This window comes from Listeria welshimeri serovar 6b str. SLCC5334, assembly GCF_000060285.1.
GTDB lineage: Bacteria > Bacillota > Bacilli > Lactobacillales > Listeriaceae > Listeria > Listeria welshimeri.
In genome coordinates this window covers 2,520,359-2,542,318 of record NC_008555.1, presented here as the reverse complement: position 1 = coordinate 2,542,318, position 21,960 = coordinate 2,520,359, and the positions used below count along the sequence as shown (strand labels likewise).

At 36.8% G+C, this 21,960-nt stretch carries 24 protein-coding genes; all 24 read left to right on the top strand.

All coding sequences use genetic code 11. The features are described from left to right. Positions 1-5 precede the first annotated feature (5 nt). The 24 genes from LWE_RS12810 to LWE_RS12695 all read left to right on the top strand — a co-directional run bounded on the left by LWE_RS12810 (position 6) and on the right by LWE_RS12695 (position 21,939). Positions 6-1,079 (top strand): lysylphosphatidylglycerol synthase transmembrane domain-containing protein, encoded by a 1,074-nt coding sequence (locus tag LWE_RS12810; protein ID WP_011703231.1) that lies wholly within the window; start codon positions 6-8, stop codon positions 1,077-1,079. A 116-nt stretch (positions 1,080-1,195) separates the two neighbouring features. Continuing rightward, positions 1,196-2,467 carry a UDP-N-acetylglucosamine 1-carboxyvinyltransferase gene (locus LWE_RS12805; protein ID WP_011703230.1) on the top strand — a complete coding sequence of 424 codons (1,272 nt, stop codon included), beginning with the start codon at positions 1,196-1,198 and terminating at the stop codon, positions 2,465-2,467. Positions 2,468-2,569: 102 nt separating this feature from the next. Next, the gene (gene rho / locus LWE_RS12800) at positions 2,570-3,841 is read left to right on the top strand and encodes a transcription termination factor Rho (RefSeq protein WP_011703229.1); all 1,272 of its coding nucleotides are present in this window, start codon (positions 2,570-2,572) and stop codon (positions 3,839-3,841) included. A gap of 82 nt (positions 3,842-3,923) precedes the next feature. Beyond that, positions 3,924-4,871, top strand: a complete 948-nt coding sequence (locus tag LWE_RS12795) for a glycosyltransferase family 2 protein (protein WP_011703228.1) — start codon at positions 3,924-3,926, stop codon at positions 4,869-4,871. Continuing rightward, the gene (gtcA, locus tag LWE_RS12790) at positions 4,868-5,305 is read left to right on the top strand and encodes a cell wall teichoic acid glycosylation protein GtcA (RefSeq protein ID WP_011703227.1); all 438 of its coding nucleotides are present in this window, start codon (positions 4,868-4,870) and stop codon (positions 5,303-5,305) included. Before LWE_RS12795 ends, gtcA begins: the two co-directional genes overlap by 4 nt. A gap of 14 nt (positions 5,306-5,319) precedes the next feature. Next, positions 5,320-6,813, top strand: coding sequence for a DUF6056 family protein (locus LWE_RS12785; RefSeq protein WP_011703226.1), 1,494 nt, complete (start codon positions 5,320-5,322; stop codon positions 6,811-6,813). Positions 6,814-7,004: 191 nt separating this feature from the next. Beyond that, positions 7,005-7,268 (top strand): type B 50S ribosomal protein L31, encoded by a 264-nt coding sequence (locus tag LWE_RS12780; protein ID WP_011703225.1) that lies wholly within the window; start codon positions 7,005-7,007, stop codon positions 7,266-7,268. Between the two features lie 307 nt (positions 7,269-7,575). Beyond that, entirely contained in the window at positions 7,576-8,862 is a 1,287-nt protein-coding gene (locus LWE_RS12775; protein WP_011703224.1) for a homoserine dehydrogenase, read from the top strand. A gap of 2 nt (positions 8,863-8,864) precedes the next feature. Next, positions 8,865-9,920, top strand: coding sequence for a threonine synthase (gene thrC / locus LWE_RS12770; RefSeq protein ID WP_011703223.1), 1,056 nt, complete (start codon positions 8,865-8,867; stop codon positions 9,918-9,920). After that, positions 9,920-10,786, top strand: coding sequence for a homoserine kinase (gene thrB / locus LWE_RS12765; protein ID WP_011703222.1), 867 nt, complete (start codon positions 9,920-9,922; stop codon positions 10,784-10,786). Before thrC ends, thrB begins: the two co-directional genes overlap by 1 nt. Positions 10,787-10,907: 121 nt before the next feature. After that, positions 10,908-11,483, top strand: coding sequence for a thymidine kinase (locus LWE_RS12760; RefSeq protein WP_011703221.1), 576 nt, complete (start codon positions 10,908-10,910; stop codon positions 11,481-11,483). Positions 11,484-11,505: 22 nt separating this feature from the next. After that, on the top strand, positions 11,506-12,582 hold the full coding sequence (prfA, locus tag LWE_RS12755) for a peptide chain release factor 1 (protein WP_003764009.1): 1,077 nt from the start codon (positions 11,506-11,508) through the stop codon (positions 12,580-12,582). Next, entirely contained in the window at positions 12,569-13,420 is an 852-nt protein-coding gene (gene prmC, locus LWE_RS12750; RefSeq protein ID WP_011703220.1) for a peptide chain release factor N(5)-glutamine methyltransferase, read from the top strand. Before prfA ends, prmC begins: the two co-directional genes overlap by 14 nt. Positions 13,421-13,720: 300 nt before the next feature. Then, positions 13,721-14,758 carry an L-threonylcarbamoyladenylate synthase gene (locus LWE_RS12745; RefSeq protein WP_011703219.1) on the top strand — a complete coding sequence of 346 codons (1,038 nt, stop codon included), beginning with the start codon at positions 13,721-13,723 and terminating at the stop codon, positions 14,756-14,758. After that, entirely contained in the window at positions 14,755-15,162 is a 408-nt protein-coding gene (locus tag LWE_RS12740) for a low molecular weight protein arginine phosphatase (protein WP_011703218.1), read from the top strand. Before LWE_RS12745 ends, LWE_RS12740 begins: the two co-directional genes overlap by 4 nt. 135 nt (positions 15,163-15,297) lie before the next feature. Continuing rightward, the gene (glyA, locus tag LWE_RS12735; RefSeq protein WP_011703217.1) at positions 15,298-16,539 is read left to right on the top strand and encodes a serine hydroxymethyltransferase; all 1,242 of its coding nucleotides are present in this window, start codon (positions 15,298-15,300) and stop codon (positions 16,537-16,539) included. A 136-nt stretch (positions 16,540-16,675) separates the two neighbouring features. Next, positions 16,676-17,305 (top strand): uracil phosphoribosyltransferase, encoded by a 630-nt coding sequence (gene upp / locus LWE_RS12730; RefSeq protein ID WP_003723470.1) that lies wholly within the window; start codon positions 16,676-16,678, stop codon positions 17,303-17,305. A 115-nt stretch (positions 17,306-17,420) separates the two neighbouring features. Continuing rightward, positions 17,421-18,560 (top strand): non-hydrolyzing UDP-N-acetylglucosamine 2-epimerase, encoded by a 1,140-nt coding sequence (wecB, locus tag LWE_RS12725; protein ID WP_011703216.1) that lies wholly within the window; start codon positions 17,421-17,423, stop codon positions 18,558-18,560. 466 nt (positions 18,561-19,026) lie between these two features. Continuing rightward, on the top strand, positions 19,027-19,197 hold the full coding sequence (locus tag LWE_RS12720; RefSeq protein WP_077904754.1) for a hypothetical protein: 171 nt from the start codon (positions 19,027-19,029) through the stop codon (positions 19,195-19,197). Positions 19,198-19,390: 193 nt separating this feature from the next. Further along, positions 19,391-19,789 carry an ATP synthase subunit I gene (locus tag LWE_RS12715; protein ID WP_011703214.1) on the top strand — a complete coding sequence of 133 codons (399 nt, stop codon included), beginning with the start codon at positions 19,391-19,393 and terminating at the stop codon, positions 19,787-19,789. A 6-nt stretch (positions 19,790-19,795) separates the two neighbouring features. Next, positions 19,796-20,512, top strand: coding sequence for a F0F1 ATP synthase subunit A (atpB, locus tag LWE_RS12710; protein WP_011703213.1), 717 nt, complete (start codon positions 19,796-19,798; stop codon positions 20,510-20,512). A 72-nt stretch (positions 20,513-20,584) separates the two neighbouring features. Further along, entirely contained in the window at positions 20,585-20,803 is a 219-nt protein-coding gene (gene atpE / locus LWE_RS12705) for a F0F1 ATP synthase subunit C (RefSeq protein WP_003723467.1), read from the top strand. 87 nt (positions 20,804-20,890) lie between these two features. Continuing rightward, positions 20,891-21,403, top strand: coding sequence for a F0F1 ATP synthase subunit B (atpF, locus tag LWE_RS12700; RefSeq protein ID WP_011703212.1), 513 nt, complete (start codon positions 20,891-20,893; stop codon positions 21,401-21,403). Next, positions 21,400-21,939 (top strand): F0F1 ATP synthase subunit delta, encoded by a 540-nt coding sequence (locus LWE_RS12695; protein ID WP_011703211.1) that lies wholly within the window; start codon positions 21,400-21,402, stop codon positions 21,937-21,939. The genes atpF and LWE_RS12695 overlap by 4 nt, the downstream gene beginning before the upstream one ends. Positions 21,940-21,960: the final 21 nt, after the last annotated feature.

Here is a 21,960-nt window from a genome sequence, read left to right as displayed (position 1 = left end):
GAGTATTGAGTGGTGGCTTAAAGAAGAATCTGTTTAATATTGGGATTGTATTAGCTATAAGTATAGGTTTCATTATTTGGCAATTCCAAGGCGTAGACATCTCTACTTTCTTTGCTTCAATGTTAAAGGTAAATCCGTGGTGGTTATTAGCAGCTTTTGCGGCAATGTTTATTTATTGGTTTTTAGAAGCAGTTGTATTGCAAACAGCGTCAAAACCGGCAAATAAAGATCAACGTTTTTTTTCATCTTTTCGAATTACGATGATTGGTCAGTTTTTTAATACCATTACACCAATGGCAACAGGTGGGCAACCTGCGCAACTTGTGATGCTTACAAAACAAGGAATGGATGCGGGAAGAGGAAGTTCCGTTTTACTCGTGAAATTCATTATTTATCAAGCGATGGTAGTATTAAACTTTTTAGTTATTTTGATTTTTGGTATCCATTATTTAATGACTGGTGTGACTCAGCTGAAATTCCTTGTTTTATTGGGTTTTGCTGTCCATGTGGTTGTTATAGTCGCTTTGATTTTAGTTGGTAGAAGCCAAAAATTCACAACCAAATTAGTACATGTTTTGCTTGTGCCAACAAAATTATTTATGAAAAAAGAAAAAGCAGCCAATTTGAGAAATATATTGGACGAAAAAATTATTACATTTCACGAAGAAAGTAACCGAATTGGTAAAGACTGGAAATTAATTATACGTTGTTGTTTTTATACGACTTTACAATTATGGAGTTATTTTTCGATTCCATTTTTTATTTTACAAGCAATAGGTGTAACAGGAATTGGCTTATATATGGCAATTACTTATCATGCGTTTATCATTATGTTTGCTACAGTGATGCCGACCCCGGGTGGTGCTGGTGGTGCAGAATATACATTCACATTATTATTCGGCATGTTACTTGGTCCTGCAAAGTTACTGATGGCACTTGTTTTATGGCGAATAATAACCTATTACAGTTGTATCATATTTGGTGCAGGAGCTTTATTAATCAAAGATACTGCCTCTAAAAAAATTAAACCTCGGATTGAAGCATTAGCAAAATCACCTGCAAAAAATTTGCCACAATAATGGAAGCTTGGAACAATATGTTCCTGGCTTTTTTTGAAGAAAGAATCTTGCAAAGTAAAACAAATTAATGGATAATGAATGAAGTATTACATGCTTCAGGAAAGAAGGGTACATTTGTGACGGATAAATTAATTATTCAAGGTGGCAAAAAATTAGCAGGCACTTTGCAAGTAGATGGCGCGAAAAATAGCGCAGTTGCCTTGATTCCAGCTGCAATTTTGGCGGAGTCTGAAGTAGTTTTAGAAGGTCTACCAGATATTTCTGATGTGCATACACTTTATGATATTTTAGAAGAACTTGGCGGCAGTGTCCGTTATGATAATAAAACAGCATTTATTGATCCAACAGATATGATTTCTATGCCACTTCCATCCGGGAACGTAAAGAAACTACGGGCTTCTTATTATTTAATGGGTGCTATGCTTGGAAGATTCAAAAAAGCAGTTATCGGACTTCCTGGTGGTTGTTATTTAGGTCCACGCCCAATTGATCAACACATCAAGGGTTTTGAAGCACTTGGAGCAAAAGTTACTAATGAACAAGGCGCGATTTATTTACGGGCAGACGAACTTAAAGGTGCTCGTATTTACCTAGACGTTGTAAGTGTGGGAGCTACCATTAATATTATGTTAGCTGCTGTTCGTGCAAAAGGAAAAACAATTATTGAAAATGCCGCAAAAGAGCCAGAGATTATTGATGTAGCTACTCTTTTAACAAATATGGGTGCGATTATTAAAGGTGCAGGTACGGATACAATTCGAATTACAGGTGTAGATCACCTTCACGGTTGCCATCATACGATTATTCCGGATAGAATTGAAGCTGGCACTTTTATGGTTCTTGCAGCGGCTTCAGGAAAAGGCATACGTATTGAAAACGTTATTCCAACGCATTTAGAAGGTATCATTGCAAAACTGACGGAAATGGGCGTGCCAATGGATATTGAGGAAGATGCTATTTTTGTTGGGGAAGTGGATAGTATTAAAAAAGTCGATGTTAAAACATATGCTTATCCAGGCTTTCCAACAGATTTACAACAACCACTCACTGCCCTTTTAACGCGTGCTGAAGGTAGTAGTGTTATTACAGACACAATTTATCCAAGTCGATTCAAGCATATTGCTGAACTTGAACGCATGGGTGGGAAATTCAAGTTAGAAGGTAGATCAGCTGTGATTAATGGCCCCGCGAAATTACAAGGTTCCAAAGTGACAGCAACGGATTTAAGAGCTGGTGCAGCACTTGTTGTTGCAGGTCTTTTAGCTGAAGGAAAAACAGAAATTCATGGTGTGGAACATATTGAGCGCGGCTATAGTAAAATTATTGAAAAACTTTCTGCTATTGGTGCAGATATAACTCGAAGCAAAACCGCAGAAACAAATATTTAAAAATCAGAGGCTGAGCGAATGGACTCGTTTCAGCCTTCCCTCGATTTCACCTCATCTCGAGCCTTCCTAAAAATATATAAAAACTAAAAAAGGTGGTACATAATGGCTAAACTCTCCATTGCATACTTAGAAAGCTTAACAATTAAAGATATTTATGCTTTAGCAAAAGAACACAAAATTGCTTATTATAGCAAACTTACTAAACGAGAACTTATTTTTGCTTTACTTAAATCAAATGCCGAAAAAGAAGGTTTCTTTTTCATGGAAGGTGTTTTAGAAATTATTTCTAATGAGGGATTTGGTTTTTTACGTCCAATTAATTATTCTTCTAGTTCAGAAGATATTTACATTTCGGCTTCTCAAATCAGACGTTTTGAATTAAGAACAGGGGACAAAGTTTCTGGAAAAGTTCGCCCACCAAAAGAGAATGAACGCTATTTTGGTTTACTACATGTGGAAGCAGTAAATGGAGAAAACCCAGAAGTGGCGAAAGAAAGAGTACATTTTCCAGGTCTAACACCACTTTACCCTGATCGCCAAATTCATTTAGAAACGGACAAATATCCAATTTCAACGCGTACAATTGATCTGATTTCTCCGATTGGTTTTGGTCAACGTGGACTAATTGTTGCGCCACCAAAGGCTGGGAAAACCGTTTTGTTAAAAGAAATTGCGAATGCGATTACGACAAATCATCCAGACGCTGAATTAATAGTTTTATTAATAGATGAGCGACCAGAAGAAGTGACTGATATTGAGCGCTCTGTAAAAGCGGATGTAGTCAGTTCGACATTTGACGAGGTTCCAGAAAACCATATTAAAGTTGCAGAACTTGTGCTTGAACGAGCAATGCGATTAGTGGAACAAAAACGGGATGTAGTTATTTTAATGGACAGTATCACACGTCTTGCACGCGCTTATAATTTAGTTATTCCGCCAAGTGGCCGAACGCTTTCAGGTGGGATTGATCCGGCAGCTTTCCATAGACCCAAACGTTTTTTTGGAGCAGCACGTAATATAGAAGAGGGCGGTAGTTTAACAATTCTTGCTACTGCATTAGTTGATACAGGCTCACGGATGGACGATGTGATTTATGAAGAATTTAAAGGTACTGGAAATATGGAATTGCATCTTGATCGTCAACTTGCGGAACGTCGCGTCTTTCCTGCAATCGACATGCGCCGCTCTGGAACAAGAAAAGAAGAATTATTATTATCAAAAGATCGTCTAGAACAACTGTGGAAAATTCGCAAAGCCATGCCAAAACAAGGCGACGGACTTGATATTTCAGAAAGATTTGTTCGATATTTAAAGAAAACCGAGAATAATGAAGCTTTTTATGAATTATTACAGGAAGAAATGTTTAAAAAATAAATCCAACCTGTACTTTTCTTGTTAATTTTGATACTATCATTTTTAGAGCATACTGAGGCTAGACATAAGAAGGAGAAAGATGATGAAACTAATTACAATATCTGTTCCGGCATACAATGAGCAAGAATCAATTATTAAATTATATGAAACTGTTGTTAATGTTATGGACTCTATCAAAGACAAATATACCTTTGAGCTATTATTTATCAATGATGGTAGTAAAGATAATACATTAGAAATAGTGAAACAGTTACATAAAGAAGATAAGCGAGTAGGGTTTGTAGACCTATCAAGAAATTACGGGAAAGAGATAGCAATGGCTGCCGGGTTCGACTATGCAAAAGGTGATGCTGTCATTACAATGGATGCTGATTTACAACATCCGCCAGAGTTAATTACTCAAATGGTTGAACTCTGGGAATTAGGTTATGAGGATGTTTATGCAAGAAGGAACAAACGCCCTGGAGAAAGTTGGGTGAAGAAAATAACATCGAAATATTATTATAAAACTTTACAAAAAGTGACTAAAACGCCAGTTCTTCCAGATACCGGCGATTTTCGATTGCTTGATAGACGGTGTGTAGATGCTATTAAAAAACTAAAAGAAACGCAACGTTATACAAAGGGACTTTATAATTGGATTGGTTTTAAAAAAGTAGAAGTTACTTTTGATGCTGCACCTAGACATGCAGGTGAAACTAAATGGAATTATCGAGCTTTAATCAATTTGGCTCTTGAAGGAATTACTTCCTATACTACATTACCTCTTCGATTATCAACTGTAGCAGGATTTACCATATCGCTTGGAACCTTTGTTTATTTGATTTATATATTAATAAAAACTTTGATAATGGGATCTAATTCGAGCGGGTTTCCAACATTAATGATAACTATATTATTTTTAGGTGGGATTCAACTAACTAGTATAGGAATTATTGGTGAATATTTAGGAAGAATTTTTAATGAAGTAAAAAAACGTCCGCTTTATTTTGTAGAAGAATATAATGGAGAGAAAGAAGATGTCAAATGAGTAGAGTTAGGCAATTGTTAGACAAGTTACCATGGTATACAGATAGTATGCATAGTATTCTTATGTATTTAATTATGGGTGGATTTACAACTCTTATTAATATTGTAACCTTTTGGCTATGTACTGATTTATTAAATTGGGATTACCGGATTGCGAATACAATTGCATGGGTAGCATCTGTATTATTCGCTTATTTTTCCAATAAGAAATATGTGTTTGAGAGTTATACTCCCACTTGGAAGGAAAAAGCAAGAGAAGTTTCTTCATTCTTTGGTTTTAGATTTCTAACTTATATTGTTGATTTCTTAGTAATGATATTATTAATTAGTGGATTAGAAATAAATGAATTATGGGCAAAAATATGGACTAATATTATAGTATTAGTATTAAACTATGTTTTTAGTAAGTGGATTATTTTTAAAGTTAGAAAATAAAGGGATGGGGATCTATGATAAACAGCATGAAAAAAGATAGCTTTAAAATTGGTATTTTTAGTTTGGTGATTTTTTTATTTTACTTGTATTTGTCTTATTGCACGCCTTTGACTCATGATGATTGGACTTGGGGAATTGAGCATGGAATGAATCGGTTTTACGATGGATTTAAAGATTATAATGGACGTTATTTCGGAAACTTTTGTGAATTAATTATCACTAGAATTGACTGGTTCCGAATATTAATTATGGGCGTATTCGGAGCTGCAATTGTCGTGCTACCTCTTTTGATAGTTAAAACAACAAAGTTAACTATTGCTTTTTTAAGCTTGTTGTTAATGTTGAGTGTATCAAGTGATATGTTTTCTTCTACATTTGCTTGGGCAGCTGGTTTTGCCAACTATAACACTGCAACAATTTGTATATTAGTGTATTTATTAATTGTGAAGAATATTTTTTATGAAAAGAGACCTAGTTATTCTATGTGGTTAATAATTTTTGCTATACCATTAGGAATAGGATCTCAATTATTTGTTGAACATGCTACAATTTATAATATATTTACTGGTAGTTTTGTTATAATTTATAGCTTTATGAAATTCAGAAAGATTTTTTATTTTCATGTTACTTATCTCATTTCAGCTTTTATTGGAGCTATAATAATGTTTTCAAATGGTGCTTATGTAAGAATATTTACTGGTGCTGATAATTACCGAACAATTGATACTGATATGGGTTTTTTTGAAAAAATCTATTCTATTTTTTCGAGTAATATGTATAAATATTTAATTATGAATAATATATTTTTGAACTTTGTATTAGCTATGTTTTGTATTTTTTTATTAGTAAAAATAGGAACTAATTTGGTAACATGGAAAATATGGGTCAAAAATATTTTTATGGTTATATTATTAATTTATCCTTTTTACCAACCGATTGTTGTAGATAGAATGCAACTAAGTATTTTTAGTGATGTAGCCAAAAATTCTGAGTTTGAAGCTTGGTTATCATTATTATTTTATCTAACTATTCTTTTTACAATTATACTTTTCTTTAAAAAGAGTTCTTTAAAAGTGGAATTAAGTTTTTATCTTATATCTGCTGTGTTTGTGGCTAGTCCACTTTTCTTTGTAACACCTTTTGGGTCAAGATGTTTTATTATTTCTTATGTATTTTTTGTGTTATTTATTTTACGACTATTTGTTTATTTAGTGGATGAAAAAATTATTGATTTAAAACCACTTACTATTCCAATTGTCACTTTAGCTCTTTGTTTATTAGTTGCTTATAGTATTATTTTCACCCAAATAAAAATTTCGGATAACGATAGAATGAATAGTATTTATAAACAGGTAAGTGATGGTAAAAAAGTTGTAACTGTAAAACCTCTAAAAAATAATAAGTTTCTGTGGCATAGTGAATTGATTATTCCGAGTGGGCAAGCGGATAATTTCAAAATTTATTTCAATTTGCCAAAAGATATTGAGCTAAAAAATGCTCCAGAATAATAACTGTTCCAATTCTAATCGGATTTAATATTTTTAAAAGTACTTAATTACGTGTTTAGCAAATGGATAATCTTCAAAGTGAAAAAATAATCTTGCTTGTTTGCTATAACATTGTTATAATACTTATACTGTGTGTAAAAGCACTTAATTACTCTGTTTCAGATGATTCAGGGCGAAGGAGTTGAAAAGAAATGAAAACTGGAATTCATCCTGAGTACCGTCAAGTGGTATTTGTTGATACTAGTACTGATTTCAAATTTTTGTCAGGTTCTACTAAGAGCTCAAGCGAAACAATTAAATGGGAAGATGGCAACGAGTATCCGTTACTACGTGTCGAAATCTCTTCTGATTCGCATCCGTTCTATACTGGTAAACAAAAACATGCGACTGCAGACGGCCGTGTGGACCGCTTCAACAAAAAATATGGTCTCAAAGACGCAAACGCTGCGAAATAAAAAAACATTGGTATCTCAATGTTTAGCAGACTCCATTTTAAATGGAGTCTGCTTTTTTGCGTCTTGACGATGTTTATATATAAACATCTCAAAATGATTTTAGCTTTTCTGCCTAAACATAAGTGGAGTCCTAGAGGTAGTATCCATTGTAAGAACTGGCTAAATTATTAAAAATAAAAACTTTCCCTTCAAGGGTTTACATTTCCCAGTGAAGTTGCGTATAATATCACTAATTACTTTTTTTATGAGTAGGTAATAAAAAAGTTAAATTTTCTGTTTTGTTAAACAATAATAAGGAGGTTTTCAAGTGGAAGCAAAGTTACAAGTAGGTGTGTTGGGGTTTGGAACGGTAGGAAGCGGCGTTATTCATATTTTAGAAGAACATCAAGAAAAAATTAGTCAAGTAACTGGCTATCGTATTTCTGTAAAGAAAGTGCTAGTTCGTGACTTAGAAAAAAATCGCCGTTATGAAACAAAAGGTTTTGAACTCACCACCAATCCGTCTGATGTACTGGATGATCCAGAGATTACTGTTGTTGTCGAGGTTATGGGCAGCATCACAACTGCGCGGGAATACATTTTGCAGGCCTTGAAAGCTGGAAAACATGTAGTAACTGCGAATAAGGATTTAATTGCACTACATGGCGACGAATTAGTGGCAGTTGCACAAGCTAATAAATGCGATTTATTTTATGAAGCGAGTGTTGCAGGAGGAATTCCAATTTTACGTACAATCGTAAATAGTTTGGCAGCAGATAAAATCCAAAAAGTAATGGGTATCGTCAACGGGACGACCAATTTCATGCTAACAAAAATGACGACAGAGAAAAAGTCATATGAAGAAGTTTTAGCAGAAGCCCAAGCGCTAGGATTTGCGGAGTCTGACCCAACGAATGATGTGGACGGAATTGATGCCGCTAGAAAAATGGTAATTATGACTCGACTCGCATTTGGTATGAATGTGAATTTAGATAATGTAGAAACAAATGGTATTCGCGGGATTTCTCCCGAAGATATTGAAGTGGCATACCAATTAGGTTATAAAATTAAGTTAGTAGGTACAGCAGAAGAAACGAATGGAACGGTTAATGTTAACGTAGGTCCAGTGTTATTACCGAAAGCACATCCACTTGCAGGCGTTAACTATGAAAATAATGCCGTATTTGTAACTGGTGCAGCTGTTGGAGAAACAATGTTTTATGGTCCAGGAGCTGGGGAATTGCCAACAGCAACCAGTGTGGTCAGCGATTTAATAACCGTTGCAAAAAATAGTCGTTTAGGTACAAACGGTAATGCTTTCAACAGTTATAAACACGAGACAAAACATACGCCAAAAGAACAAGTTTTTTCGAAATACTATCTTCGTTTAACAATGGATGATAAAACAGGAACTTTCCTTAAGTTAACGCAAATTTTTGCGGAAGCTGGTGTTGGCTTCGATAAGATTTTACAACAACCATATGATGATTTTACAGCAACTGTTGTTATCGTCACCCATTCAACAAGTCAAGCGCAATTAGAACAAGCAATTACTAGAGTGAAAAATGAGCCAGAAATGCAAATGCTCGCAAAATATTCCGTTGTGGAGGGTTAATTATGTATAAAGGTTTACTAGAAAAATATAAAGAATATCTACCAGTAAATGAAAAAACGCCAATGATCTCACTTGCGGAAGGAAATACACCACTTATTCCATTGCCAAATTTGTCCAAAGAGCTTGGAGTGACTTTATATGGAAAATATGAAGGGTTAAATCCAACTGGGTCTTTTAAAGATCGTGGCATGGTTATGGCTGTTGCTAAAGCGAAAGAAGAAGGAGCTGAAGCAGTTATTTGTGCATCGACTGGTAATACTTCTGCCGCAGCTGCAGCATATGCAACACGTGCGGGTTTAAAAGCTTATATTGTCATTCCAGAAGGCAAAGTAGCTCTAGGAAAATTAGCGCAAGCAGTCATGTATGGAGCAGATATTATCTCGATTCAAGGCAATTTTGATGAAGCGTTAAAATCGGTGCGTGAACTGGCTGAAACAGAAGCGGTAACCCTTGTAAACTCAGTGAATCCTTATCGTTTAGAAGGTCAAAAAACAGCTGCCTTTGAAATTTGTGAGCAACTAGGTTCTGCTCCAGACGTTCTTGCAATTCCAGTTGGTAACGCCGGAAATATTTCTGCATACTGGAAAGGCTTTAAAGAGTGGAATGAGGCTAAAGCTTCTGGACTTCCGCGGATGCATGGATTTGAAGCAGAAGGAGCGGCTGCAATTGTTCAAGGGAAGCCAATTGATAATCCAGAAACGATTGCAACAGCGATTCGTATTGGAAATCCAGCTAGTTGGAATCTTGCCGAAGCAGCTCGCGATGAATCTGGTGGCTACATTCATTCTGTAACCGATGACGAAATCGTTAATGCTTATAAAAAAATTGCCGCACAAGATGGTGTTTTTATCGAGCCAGGTTCTGCTGCTTCATTAGCTGGTGTTATCCAACATGTAGCTAACGGAACAATTAAAAAAGGTGAAACAGTCGTTTGTGTATTTACTGGAAATGGCTTAAAAGATCCAGATACTGCAATGAGTGTACATGAAATCCCGGTTTCTCATGTCGATGATATCGAAGCAATGCGTACACATTTACGTTCAGGAGTGAAAGCTTAATGCGTATTCGTGTCCCAGCAACATCGGCCAATCTTGGTCCCGGATTTGATTCTTGCGGTTTGGCGCTCACCTTGTATCTCACTTTAGATATTGGCGGGGAAGCGGAAACATGGTATATAGAACATGATATCGGTGGCGGGATTCCTCACGACGAAACCAATGTGATTATCGAAACAGCGCTTCACTTAGCGCCTAATTTAACACCACATCATTTAGTGATGACCTGTGATATTCCGCCAGCTCGTGGACTTGGTAGTAGTTCAGCAGCAGTTGTTGCAGGAATTGAATTAGCTAATACGCTTGCAGAACTTAATCTCTCTAAAGAAGAAAAAGTACGCATAGCAGCCGAAATAGAAGGTCACCCTGATAATGTAGCGCCTGCAGTCCTTGGAAACTGGGTTGTAGGGGCAAAATTAGACGGAGAAGATTTTTACGTGCGTCATCTTTTTCCAGACTGTGCTTTGATTGCCTTTATTCCAAAAAAAGAACTGCTTACTTCGGAAAGTCGTGGGGTATTACCCGATGCACTTCCATTCAAAGAAGCAGTCCAAGCAAGCAGTATTGCTAATGTAATGATTGCGGCTATTTTGCGCAATGATATGACACTAGCTGGAGAAATGATGGAACGCGATTTATGGCATGAAAAATATCGCAGTAAATTAGTGCCTCATTTGACACAAATCCGCGAAGTTGCCAAAAGTAAAGGTGCTTATGCTGCTTGTTTAAGTGGTGCTGGTCCCACTGTATTGGTTTTTGCTCCTCGGAATATTGCAAATACGCTTCAAGCTTCTCTACAAACACTGGAAATAGATGCAGATGTCCTTCTTCTCGATATCGAAGGAAGCGGCGCAGAAGTTTTTTATTAAAATTAAGCTATGTCCACTCGCGACATAGCTTTTTTGTTGAAGCTAAAAACTATATGTCCCAATTTGGGCAGCTCTATGATAAAATAGGAAAAGAGTTTATAAAGATAAAGGGAGCGGTTTTATGGCACAGTTATTTTTCCGTTATGGTTCCATGAATAGTGGGAAAACCATTGAAATTCTAAAAGTCGCACATAATTATGAAGAACAAAATAAAACAGTAGTTATTTTCACTTCGGGTATTGATGATAGAGACCAAGTTGGCTTTATCTCCAGTCGAATTGGACTGAAACGTGAAGCAACTCCAATTTTTAGCGATACTAATATTTTTGAGATTGTAGCAAATATTAAACCAACACCCAATTGTGTTCTCTTAGATGAATCACAATTTCTAGAAAAAGAACATGTATTTCAATTAGCAAAAATTGTAGATGACTTAAATATTCCAGTCATTGCTTATGGACTAAAAAACGATTTTCGAAATGAATTATTCGAAGGCTCGAAATACTTGCTCCTATATGCAGATAAATTAGAAGAAATGAAGACCATTTGCTGGTTTTGTGCTAAAAAGGCGACGATGGTTCTGCGTGTAGATGACAAAGGAAAACCTATTTTTACAGGCGAACAAATAATGATTGGCGGAAATGACCACTATTACCCAGTGTGCCGCAAATGTCATGCCAATCCACCAATAAAATAAGCTAAAGAGGTGTTGTAATACAATGTATGATCGATTGCAGGCGGTGGAAGACCGTTACGATGAATTAAATGAATTATTAAGTGACCCGGATGTAGTATCTGATCCGAAGCGACTACGCGACCTTTCTAAAGAACAATCAGGCATTACAGCTACAGTCGAAACCTACCGTGAATACAAAAATGTGAATGAGCAAATTGATGAAACTAGAGAACTTCTAGGAGAAAAACTAGATGATGAAATGCGCGAAATGGCAAAAGAAGAATTCGCGGAACTTCAAAAAGAAAAAGCAGAACTGGAAGAGCGTCTAAAATTATTGCTTGTTCCAAAAGATCCTAATGATGACAAAAACGTTATTTTAGAAATTCGCGGAGCAGCAGGTGGGGATGAAGCGGCTTTATTTGCGGGCGATTTATTCCGTATGTATAGCAAATACGCGGAATCACGTGGCTGGAAAGTAGAAATTATGGATGCTAACCCAACCGGTATCGGTGGTTACAAAGAAATTATTGCGATGATGAACGGAAACGATGCCTTTTCTCGAATGAAATACGAAAATGGCGCACACCGCGTTCAACGTGTTCCAGAAACGGAATCAGGTGGACGAATCCATACTTCCACAGCGACGGTTGCCATTTTACCAGAAGCGGAAGAAGTGGAAATCGAGCTACATGATAAAGATATCCGAACAGATACTTTTGCATCAACTGGTGCTGGTGGGCAAAGTGTCAATACAACGATGTCTGCTGTTCGTTTAACGCATATTCCAACTGGGATAGTTGTTTCGATGCAAGATGAACGTTCCCAGTTAAAAAATAAAGACAAGGCGATGAAAGTACTCCGCGCTCGTGTTTATGATAAATTTGAACGTGAAGCCCGTGAAGAATATGATGCCAACCGTAAGTCAGCTGTTGGAACGGGTGACCGGTCAGAACGTATCCGTACGTATAATTATCCGCAAAACCGCGTAACCGATCACCGCATTGGCTTAACCATTCAAAAACTAGATCAAATCATGGAAGGCAAACTTGATGAAATCATTGATGCGCTTATTTTAGAAGATCAAACAAGTAAACTGGAGCATTTAAATGACGCAAATTAGTCAATTGTTAAAAAATGCAGAAGCTATCCTTCTTGAAAAAGGCTTGGATCAAAATGCAGCAGAAATTTTACTTGAAACTAGAATGGGGCTATCGCGTTCTGAACTTTGGATGGAAATGAGTCGCGAACTCGAACCAAACCACGAAGAACAATTCCAAGCGGATTTTGATAGATATTTGGCAGGAGAACCAGTGCAATATATTTTAAAAACAGCTCCTTTTTATGGATATGATTTTTTAGTGACGGAAGATGTCCTCATTCCACGCCCTGAAACTGAAGAATTAGTCGCTTGTGCAGAGACTTTTTTGAAAAAACATCCAGTTATGAATGTGCTTGATGTTTGTACAGGAAGTGGGATTATCGCCATTGCACTAAAAAAAGCATTTCCTAATATAACGTTTACTGCTTCAGATATATCTGGTCCAGCACTGGCCGTTGCAAAAAAGAATGCTCTTTTATTAAATGCAGATATCCGTTTTGTAGAGACAGATTTACTTGAAACTTTCAAACATAATGGCGAACGTTTTGATATGATTATTGCTAATCCACCGTATATTTCCGAGGCTGAAAAAGCAGCAATGTCGGATTATGTTTTAAAAAACGAGCCATCTTTAGCATTATTTGCAGAAAATGATGGAATGGCTATCTACGAAAGATTTGTGGATAACTTAAAGTATGTCCTAAATACGTCTTTTTGGGTAGGGGTGGAAATAGGTTATACACAAGGAGAACGTGTAAAACAACTATTTGAAAAAAGTTATCCACATTCCACTGTTCTTATCCACAAAGATATTAATTCAAAAGATCGGTATGTAACTTGCTCTAATATACTGGTATAGAGGCGTTTCTTTCAAAGAGACGTCTTTTTTTAATGAAAGTTATCCACAAAACTGTGGATAAAATGTTGTGCAAAAAAATATTTTAATCAAATCTTAATAAAGAAAATGGCTTTTTTACTTCGTTTTACGAATTATCCACATTTCACAAGAAGTTATCCCCATTGACAAAGTTATTATCCACAGTTTGGGGATAACTCCTGTTCAAAAATAACTATTTTTCCTTTTTAAAAAACAATACTGTAAAAATAAGACGGAAAACGTTAAAATATAATAGAAGTTATGTAAAGGGGACTGGAATTCATGGAAACCATCCATTGGGAAATAAGTAAACAACTATCAAATCAATCTATTTATCAGGAAGCAGCCAAACTACTTCAAAAAGGGGAATGTGTAGCTTTTCCAACTGAAACAGTCTACGGACTAGGAGCAGACGCAACCAATCAAGCAGCTATTCAAAAAATATATACTGCAAAAGGTCGTCCCTCTGATAATCCACTGATTGTTCATATCGCGCGCCGTGAACAAATGGATCAATTTGTAGAAAGTTATCCACCAAAAGCCATACAATTAATGGAAAAATTTTGGCCAGGTCCATTAACACTTATTCTTCCTTTAATAAAAGATAGTTTAGCTGCTAATGTTTCTGCCGGTTTATCCACAGTTGGTGTACGTATGCCCGAGCATCCAGTAAGTCTAGATTTAATAAAAACAGCAAATATTCCTGTGGCGGCTCCAAGTGCCAATCGTTCCGGAAAACCAAGTCCAACGACAGCCGCACATGTAATAGAAGATTTAGATGGAAAAATTGCGGGTATTATTGACGGCGGTCCAACCGGTGTTGGTTTAGAATCAACGGTTATAGATTGCTCGCAAGAAACACCAGTCATTTTGCGTCCTGGCGGTATTACAAAAGAGCAAATCGAACGAGTCATTGGACCAGTAAAAGTAGCTACAAACAGCACAACTGAAACAGAACAACCAAAAGCGCCAGGTATGAAATATACGCATTACGCTCCAAAAGCACCAGTGTACCTAATTGAAGGGTCTGCCAAATTTTGGCAAAGTGAAATTGATAAAGTAGAGGCAGCGCATAAAAAACTTGGTATTTTAGCAACAAAAGAACTAACGAGCAGCTTATCCACAAACGCAGTTATTCAAACAACAGGAAGTACTCGGGCTTTAGAAGAGGTTGCTACTAGCCTTTACAATGGTCTACGAGCTTTTGATCATGCTGATGTAGATGTTATTTTTGCCGAAGTTTATCCAGAAACCGAACTGGGGGCAGCTATTATGAACCGATTAGAAAAAGCTGCTGGAAATAGGAGGATTAGTGAATGAATATTTTATTTGTTTGCACTGGAAACACTTGCCGTAGCCCATTAGCGGAAAAAATCTTGCAACATTTGCGCCCAGATTTAAATGTTCAATCGGTTGGGACAAGAGCCTTAGACGGTGACGGCTTATCTGAACATTCTCGCCAGATTCTTTCGCAGATGCATTTACCCACAACACACAAAGCAAAAAAAATTACGCAAGCTGATGTTGACTGGGCAAATGAGATTTATGTGATGACTAAAAATCATCAAGAAGACTTAAAAAGCATTTTTCCGCAGTCGAGTGATAAAATTCAATTAATTTCTGAAGAAGAAACAGATATTCCAGATCCTTATGGTGAATCAATGGAGCAATATGAAATTACGTACTATGAGTTGAAAAGTGCAATTTCCGAACGTTTTTTATAAGTGAAGCGCTTCACTATCGGGAATTGCGTTTTTTTATTCCAAAATACTTGCTTTTCTACTAAATATAAGTAATTATTAGAGATAATACATAACAGTTCACTTGAAAAATTTATCAGAAAAGGATGGGGTCCACAGATGGTCTATTTACAAAAGCAAGATAAGGAAGTTTTTGATGCAATTAAGTTAGAGCTTGGTAGACAACGCGCGAATATTGAATTAATCGCATCTGAGAATTTTGTTAGTGAGCAAGTAATGGAAGCAATGGGTTCTGTATTAACGAATAAATATGCAGAAGGCTACCCAGGAAAACGTTACTACGGCGGATGTGAATTCGTGGATATCGTGGAGGATTTAGCACGTGACCGAGCGAAAAAATTATTTGGCGCTGAATATGCGAACGTCCAACCGCACTCAGGCGCTCAAGCGAACATGGCAGTGTATCATGCAGTTCTTGAACCAGGCGATACAGTGCTCGGTATGAATCTTTCACATGGTGGTCATTTAACTCATGGTAGTCCAGTGAATTTTAGTGGTGTTTTATACAATTTTGTTGAATACGGTGTTCGTGAAGACACAAAAGAAATTGACTATGATATTGTCCGTGAAGCTGCTCTAAAACATAAACCAAAAATGATTGTAGCTGGTGCAAGTGCTTATCCACGTAAAATTGATTTTGCTAAGTTCCGTGAAATTGCTGATGAAGTGGGCGCATACTTAATGGTTGATATGGCGCATATTGCTGGTCTTGTTGCTGCTGGTTTACACCAAAATCCAGTTCCTTATGCTGATTTCACAACGACAACAACCCATAAAACCCTTCGTGGACCTCGTGGCGGAATGATTTTAGCAAAAGCTGAATGGGAACAAAAATTAAACAAATCAATTTTCCCAGGAATTCAAGGTGGACCTTTGATGCACGTTATCGCAGCGAAAGCAGTAGCATTTGGTGAAGCTTTACAACCAGAATTCACTACATACTGCGAGCAAATTATTCGTAACTCTAAAAAATTAGCAGAAACACTACAAGCTCATGATGTGACTGTTTTAACTGGTGGATCAGACAATCATTTATTATTAATTGATTTAAAACCTCTAAGCTTAACAGGAAAAGCTGTTGAGAAAGTGTTAGATGAAGTTGGCATTACTGTAAACAAAAATACTATTCCATTTGAAACAGAAAGTCCATTTGTAACAAGTGGTATACGTGTAGGTGTTGCTGCAGTGACAACTCGTGGATTCGATGAAGTAGCTATTGAAAAAGTCGGCGTACTTATTTCAGAAGTGTTGCATAACATAGAAAATGAAGAAGTTCTCGCAGATGTAAAAGCACGTGTGGCGACTTTAACAAATGAGTACCCACTTTATCCAAGTTTATAAAATAAGTGATCCGGTTTTTTCTAAATATAGAGAAAACCGGTTTTTTTCATGTAGAGTAAATTAATCCTTGCACTTGTGTCTTGTTCTGATACAATAAGAGAAGGAAATTTTCAATATCAAAGGAGCGAACTAATCGATGGCAAATGTACACGTAATTAATCACCCCCTAGTACAACACAAATTAACAATCATTCGAGATAAAAATACGGGAACAAAAGCATTCCGCGAACTTGTAGATGAAGTCGCTACATTAATGGCGTACGAAATTACACGTGATATGGAACTCGAAGACATTCAAGTAGAAACACCACTACAAACAACAACTGCTAAAACACTTACTGGTAAAAAATTAGGGATTGTCCCTATTTTAAGAGCTGGTCTTGGTATGCAAGATGGTATTTTAAAACTTATCCCTGCTGCTAAAGTAGGACATGTAGGTCTTTATCGTGACCATGATACACTTGAACCAGTAGAATATTTTGTAAAACTACCTTCTGATGTGGAAGAACGTCTTTTCATCGTTGTAGATCCAATGCTTGCAACTGGTGGATCCGCAATTATGGCTATCGATTGCTTGAAAAAACGCGGCGCTCGCAATATGAAATTCATGTGTTTAGTAGCAGCTCCTGAAGGCGTTAAAGCACTTCAAGACGCACACCCAGACGTAGAAATCTATGTAGCTGGCTTAGACGAGAAGCTAGACGAAAATGGTTATATCCGTCCAGGCTTAGGAGATGCTGGCGATAGATTATTCGGAACTAAATAATTAACAATCTCCTCGGTTTAGTGGGATAAGAAATTATAAACAGTGCTGTTTTGACAGACTGGGAAATTTTTTGTTGAGCTATTTTTGAGGAGTTTTTTTATAAGGAGGATCGAAATTGGCTAAAATCAAAGTAATGAGTATCTTTGGAACAAGACCAGAAGCGATAAAGATGGCACCGCTTGTTTTGGCATTAGAAAGAGAACCAGAGACATTTGAATCCACGGTGGTTATTACAGCACAACACCGCGAAATGTTGGATCAAGTTTTAGAAATTTTTGATATAAAACCTGATATTGACTTGAATATTATGAAAAAAGGTCAAACCTTAGCCGATATAACGTCACGTGTAATGAATGGAATTAATGAAGTTATTGCCGCAGAAAACCCGGATATCGTTTTAGTCCACGGTGACACCACCACTAGTTTTGCCGCGGGGCTAGCAACTTTTTATCAGCAAAAAATGCTCGGACATGTCGAAGCGGGACTTAGAACGTGGAATAAATACTCGCCGTTCCCTGAAGAAATGAATAGGCAATTAACAGGGGTTATAGCTGATATGCACTTTTCTCCAACAAAACAAGCGAAAGAGAATCTACTGGCTGAAGGGAAAGACCCAGCAACTATTTTTGTGACTGGGAATACTGCGATTGATGCACTTAAAACGACTGTTCAAAAAGATTACCATCATCCTATCTTAGAGAACCTTGGTGATAATCGTTTAATACTTATGACGGCCCATCGTAGAGAAAATCTGGGGGAACCAATGCAAGGGATGTTCGAAGCAGTTCGAGAAATCGTGGAAAGTCGGGAGGATGTTGAACTTGTTTATCCGATGCACTTAAATCCAGCTGTGAGAGAAAAAGCTACGAATATTTTAGGTGGGCATGAGCGGATTCATTTAATTGAACCATTAGATGCGATTGATTTTCATAATTTCTTGCGCAAATCATATCTAGTATTTACCGATTCAGGTGGCGTGCAAGAAGAAGCGCCTGGTATGGGTGTACCTGTTCTAGTTCTGCGTGATACGACGGAGCGACCAGAAGGAATTGAAGCAGGCACATTAAAATTAATCGGAACCAATAAAGAAACTTTAATAAAAGAAGCGTTAAATTTACTCGATAATAAAGAAAATCACGATAAAATGGCTAAAGCTGCCAATCCCTATGGTGACGGCTCCGCTGCTAGTAGAATTTTAGCAGCTATTAAAAGTCAGTTTGAAGGAACAAAACGACCAGATGATTTTACTCTTTAAAACACAGTAGGAAACTAGGCTTTATTGTCTAGTTTCCTTCTTTTTTTATAATGAAAGCGCCTTATTGTTACAGATATGTTACACGCTCGATTTTCACTAGTTCTTTTATGTTACATGTGATAAGATGGTCAATGTTATTAATATAAGAGCCCAAAAAATAGCTTGTTTTTCGCATAGGGATAGAAGACTGCGCTCAGTATTCACTACAATCCCGCCGACGCTAGGTTTGCGTTGACTGAATTGGAATTTATACGGGCACTCTATATCAAAATGCAACTCATGATAAGTGAGTCCGGCTGTTTTTTCCGTTCTTTTTCTTGGGAAAAGAACTTTCGGTCGCGAAATTTGCGAATAATCGTATCGAATTCTTTTACCAACACTGGTAGAAGTTTTTTTATTTGGTACAAAAGGAAGTTGTTTGGCTGTTTTTGTGAAATTCCACACGAAGGGCTGGCTAGTTTTCTCAATGATTACGGAGGTGTTGGTTGCTGTTAAATGGACAAAAATAATTCTGGCGAAGCAATCTAGGAAACAGATAGATTTTGAAATCAAAAAAATCTCAGAAATAGTGGGCTATTCTTTTATGGTTGGGCCCAATTGTGGTACTATTAGTAATAGATGTACGCACAATTTGTGAAAGTGTATTGACTTTTCTCTTTTAGCTGTTGTATGCTAAGAACTGACACGCTGATAAGGCTTTCATGTGTGTTTGAGATTGGGATGATTTCGGGAAAATGTGCTTTTTTTCACAAACTAAAATGACTCCCTGAAATTTCAAAATGGTCATCTGGAAAGAAAAATCTTTTGAAAAAGAAAGGATTGCGCCCCGAATGTTAGAATCGCTAATTGGCATGTATCATCGTCACCAAAAGTATATGGTTCTTTTTATTGCTATTTGTCTTTGTGGATGGTTTTTGACCCCGTATATACATATTTTCTTAGGACTTAAGTTGGGTTTAATCGTCGGCTGGTTTAATTACTGGTTATTAATGAGACGTACACAATCAATGACTAGAGCTTTGGCTGAAAATCGTTCTTTTTATGGTATGGGAATGCCGTTTAGAATGGGGAGCGTGTTATTTGCTACTATTATAGCGACGCAACTGCCGGAATATTTTCATGTTTATAGCATGGTAATCGGACTTGGGCTTGCATATGCAATTATTTTTCTAGATTTTTTTGCGTATTCCATGTACCGCAGAAAAAAGTTTTTAAAAAGAGAGGGGTGAACCTAATTGGGAGAGGAATTTCCAACGATAAGCCTATTAGGAATCGACTTTAATCTATCAAATATTTTGATGATTACTGTGACTTGTGTCATCGTTCTTCTAATAGCCATTATCTGTACCAGAAATCTGCAACGCCGTCCTACCGGAAAGCAGAACTTCATTGAATGGATTATGGATTTTGTCAGAGGTATTATCAATAGTAATATGGATTGGAAAACCGGTGGGAGATTCCATGTACTTGGTATTACGCTACTCATGTTTATTTTCGTAGCTAATATGCTAGGATTGCCATTCCAAATCGCGATTAACGATGAAGTTTGGTGGCGTTCACCTACAGCGGATCCAATTGTCACATTAACACTTGCGATAATGGTTCTTGGCTTAACGCATTACTATGGTATAAAAATGCGTGGTTTCAAGCACTATTTTGTTGGTACGTACTTCAGTCCAATGAAATTTTTATTCCCACTTAAATTAGTAGAAGAATTTGCTAATACTTTAACGCTTGGTTTACGTCTTTACGGTAACATTTTTGCCGGCGAAGTTTTGTTAACCATCATTGCAACACAACTTGCTCATATGAATATATTTGTAGGTGTGCTAGCAATAATTCCTGCGTTACTATGGCAAGGATTCTCAATTTTCATTGGGGCAATTCAAGCGTACATTTTCACTATGCTGACAATGGTTTACATGTCGCATAAGGTTAGTGACGAACATTAAACAAACTTTCAAATAAGTCATTTATAAAAGCAATACAAAAATAATATTTAGAAAAATTAGGAGGATAATTATATGTCTTTAGGTGTTATTGCAGCTGCTATTGCTGTTGGATTAGGTGCATTAGGTGCGGGTATTGGTAACGGTCTTATCGTATCAAAAACTGTCGAGGGTGTTGCGCGTCAACCAGAAGCGCGTTCTATGCTACAAACAATCATGTTCATTGGTATTGGTCTTGTTGAGGCCCTTCCTATCATCGCTGTTGTTATTGCGTTCATGGTTCTTAATAAATAATTTGAAGGAAGTTGAGGAATTAAAACCTCATCTCTTTCGTTTTGAACGAATAATTCAAGCGAATGTATAGAAAGGAGTGAAACTGGCGTGTTACAACCACATTTAGTAATTGGTTCCGCATTTACGTTTGGTGATGCATTCTTTACACTTTTTGCTTTCGCGATTTTGCTAGTTTTAATCCGAATTTATGCTTGGAAACCTCTTATGGGTGTTATGAAAGAGCGTGAAGAGCATATTGGTTCTGAAATTGATGCGGCAGAAGAAAGCCGTGCTCAAGCAGAACAATTACTTGCTGAACAAAAAAGTGTCTTACAACAAGCACGTGTTGAGTCTCAAACAATGATTGAGAATGCAAAACAGCTTGGTGAAAAAGAACGCGAAGAAATTGTCAAAACTGCTAGACGTGAATCAGAACGTATAAAAGAAGAAGCAAAAACCGATATTGCACGTGAAAAAGAAGATGCTATTTCCGCGCTTCGTGAACAAGTCGGTTCCTTATCTGTTCTTATTGCATCGAAAGTCATCGAAAAAAATCTGGATGAAAAAGAACAATCTAACCTTATCCAAGATTATATCGAAAGGCTAGGGGATGACAAATGAGTAAAGATTTGGAAGTTGCAGGTCGCTATGCCAATGCGCTTTTTCAAGTAGCCCAAGATAAAGATTTAGTCGACGTTTTTTCAGAAGAATTAACTGAATTAAAAGCCGCATTAAATGCGAATAAAGATTTTGTAAAACTACTTGAAAATCCTACTTTCACGACCGAGCAAAAGAAAAATCTTGCCAGCGCTGTTTTTGAAAAAATCAATCCGACGTTAAGAGATTTTATTTACCTTTTAATCGACCGTAACAGAGAAGATTATCTTTCTGTTATCGCGGATGTATATCAAAAACGCGTAAATGACTTGCGTGGAGTTGCGGATGCGGATGTTTATTCTGTTATCCCGCTTTCTGAACAAGAACTTACGGCGCTCTCGAGAGTATTTGCTGCGAAAATGAACAAAACAAAATTAAACATCCAAAATCACATTGATAAATCCCTTCTTGGGGGAGTCAAGGTGGTTATTGGAACCCGTATATATGATGACAGTCTAAAAACGAAATTAAAGGACATGGAACGGCAAATTAAAGCCTAGTTTCCGTTTAACGAGGGGTGA

Coding starts and splice junctions, on each gene's coding strand:
- rho (WP_011703229.1), top strand. CDS start 2,570: ATGGCTAAACTCTCCATTGCATACTTAGAAAGCTTAACAATTAAAGAT.
- LWE_RS12795 (WP_011703228.1), top strand. CDS start 3,924: ATGAAACTAATTACAATATCTGTTCCGGCATACAATGAGCAAGAATCA.
- gtcA (WP_011703227.1), top strand. CDS start 4,868: ATGAGTAGAGTTAGGCAATTGTTAGACAAGTTACCATGGTATACAGAT.
- LWE_RS12785 (WP_011703226.1), top strand. CDS start 5,320: ATGATAAACAGCATGAAAAAAGATAGCTTTAAAATTGGTATTTTTAGT.
- LWE_RS12780 (WP_011703225.1), top strand. CDS start 7,005: ATGAAAACTGGAATTCATCCTGAGTACCGTCAAGTGGTATTTGTTGAT.
- thrC (WP_011703223.1), top strand. CDS start 8,865: ATGTATAAAGGTTTACTAGAAAAATATAAAGAATATCTACCAGTAAAT.
- thrB (WP_011703222.1), top strand. CDS start 9,920: ATGCGTATTCGTGTCCCAGCAACATCGGCCAATCTTGGTCCCGGATTT.
- LWE_RS12760 (WP_011703221.1), top strand. CDS start 10,908: ATGGCACAGTTATTTTTCCGTTATGGTTCCATGAATAGTGGGAAAACC.
- prfA (WP_003764009.1), top strand. CDS start 11,506: ATGTATGATCGATTGCAGGCGGTGGAAGACCGTTACGATGAATTAAAT.
- prmC (WP_011703220.1), top strand. CDS start 12,569: ATGACGCAAATTAGTCAATTGTTAAAAAATGCAGAAGCTATCCTTCTT.
- LWE_RS12745 (WP_011703219.1), top strand. CDS start 13,721: ATGGAAACCATCCATTGGGAAATAAGTAAACAACTATCAAATCAATCT.
- LWE_RS12740 (WP_011703218.1), top strand. CDS start 14,755: ATGAATATTTTATTTGTTTGCACTGGAAACACTTGCCGTAGCCCATTA.
- glyA (WP_011703217.1), top strand. CDS start 15,298: ATGGTCTATTTACAAAAGCAAGATAAGGAAGTTTTTGATGCAATTAAG.
- upp (WP_003723470.1), top strand. CDS start 16,676: ATGGCAAATGTACACGTAATTAATCACCCCCTAGTACAACACAAATTA.
- LWE_RS12720 (WP_077904754.1), top strand. CDS start 19,027: ATGATTACGGAGGTGTTGGTTGCTGTTAAATGGACAAAAATAATTCTG.
- LWE_RS12715 (WP_011703214.1), top strand. CDS start 19,391: ATGTTAGAATCGCTAATTGGCATGTATCATCGTCACCAAAAGTATATG.
- atpE (WP_003723467.1), top strand. CDS start 20,585: ATGTCTTTAGGTGTTATTGCAGCTGCTATTGCTGTTGGATTAGGTGCA.
- LWE_RS12695 (WP_011703211.1), top strand. CDS start 21,400: ATGAGTAAAGATTTGGAAGTTGCAGGTCGCTATGCCAATGCGCTTTTT.